This window comes from Tardiphaga sp. (genome assembly GCF_041424195.1).
Classification (GTDB): Bacteria; Pseudomonadota; Alphaproteobacteria; order Rhizobiales; family Xanthobacteraceae; genus Tardiphaga.
Window position 1 is genome coordinate 1 of record NZ_JBGMOE010000114.1, and the last position, 1,452, is coordinate 1,452.

At 63.6% G+C, this 1,452-nt stretch carries 2 protein-coding genes; both read right to left on the reverse strand.

What is annotated here, in order from left to right; all coding sequences use genetic code 11:
- Window positions 1-905 precede the first annotated feature (905 nt).
- Complete coding sequence (locus ACEK02_RS16285) at window positions 906-1,079, reverse strand: hypothetical protein (RefSeq protein ID WP_371422638.1); 174 nt, start codon at window positions 1,077-1,079, stop codon at window positions 906-908.
- Between the two features lie 77 nt (window positions 1,080-1,156).
- Complete coding sequence (locus ACEK02_RS16290; protein WP_371422639.1) at window positions 1,157-1,381, reverse strand: hypothetical protein; 225 nt, start codon at window positions 1,379-1,381, stop codon at window positions 1,157-1,159.
- Between the last annotated feature and the right edge of the window lie 71 nt (window positions 1,382-1,452).

A 1,452-nucleotide genomic window follows, 5' to 3' on the forward strand; every position in this document is an offset into this window, starting at 1 on the left:
CACGCGTAACCGGCAATCGCAATATCGCGATCAACGTGAGGGTAGATCCCGAGACTGCTGCGAGACTCTATGCTCTTCGTGACGCAGATCCGGCACGCAAGCGCGTGCTCGCCGACGTCGTAGCAGATGCGGCGCTCTTGCTTTACGAGCACGAGATCGGTGGCGCTAGTCAATAGGTAGGGCAGGGGGCTCGCGTGTCGTTAGCGAGGCGGCGCACCGTATCCCAGTTGACCGCCCGCGCGCCGTAGACCTCGTTAAAGGCGATCCCACGATCGAATTAATAGGGCGTGATTGCTCGCTTGGCAGGGTCGCGACGGCGCCCGAAACACCATACGAGCGGCGCCCGTGTGCAGAGGCGCACGGGCGATCGCCCGCCACCAACACAACGCAGTCTGTGGTGGGCCCGCAGGGGAGGGGGCAGCGTGATCCGGCGCGGTCAACCTGCTTTCGGGTATCCTGCGGTCGCACCGAAGCGATTGCGCCGGCGACTGCCCCGTGCCCGACCCGCAAGCGGCGCGGCTGCTTCAACCCGACCATGCCGGCTGCCTACAGCATCACGATAGCCAGCATCGCGACGCTGACGAACCGCACGACCAGTTCCTTGCGCGGCAGCGCTAACAATAGCGCGTCGACGATGGCCAACGGGACGCCTCCGGCTGGAGCTAACGAGCGTTGGCGTGGCTCAACCCACCATCATCATCTCGACGACTGTCACTGCGGGCAGGAAGGAAGGCCAGAGAGTCTCAGCCTTCCCGTACATTCGATGCGGTATTCTCGTGGGCAAACCCTGCGGAACCGATGCTCCAATGCTCCAGGTGGTTGTAGACGATGACCTTGCCGGCGAGCAGATCGCCATGCCTTTCGCAGAAGCGTTCGAGTTCCGCGCGCTGGCCGATCAGTTCGACTCACATCGTCAGGTGCGGATCGGCGATCGCGGAGCCGTTCCCCCGCACGGGGCCGTGGTTGCTGTAGCCATAGTGGGTATGGTGCGCGATGGCGTTCATGATGCCATCTCGCTTCGCCTGCGCCACCAGTTCCCGATAGAGCGGCTTGCCAGGCCAGAAGGCGCGCGAGCGCATTGCGGTCTTGTCCGATGGTTTCAGATAGATGCGGACCGTCCCGAGTTAGGTCGGCATGACCTTCTGCTGCTGCGACATCAATCGAGCTCCTTGTTGGTGGATAGAGGTTGTGGCGATGGCCGACGCCGGGTCGCGCGGGCTCCAAGAAGCGTCGGTGCGTGCGGCACCTGGTGCCTGCCATACTTCGGCACGGCGATGCGCTGCGACAGGTAGATGCCGTTGTGCCCCGAGCAGAGGTAGGCGACGAAGCAGGTGATGGCGATCGGCACGGCATGGGCAGCGCCGAACAGCTCGATCCCCATAATAGTGCAGGCGAGCGGTGACCTGCCCCCGTCGAGTGGACCGGGTTGATTGTTAGTGGATTATGCTCGCC

Excerpts from the sequence above, each read along its gene's own strand:
- ACEK02_RS16285 (WP_371422638.1), bottom strand. The coding sequence starts at position 1,079 with ATGCGCTCGCGCGCCTTCTGGCCTGGCAAGCCGCTCTATCGGGAACTG.
- ACEK02_RS16290 (WP_371422639.1), bottom strand. The coding sequence starts at position 1,381 with ATGGGGATCGAGCTGTTCGGCGCTGCCCATGCCGTGCCGATCGCCATC.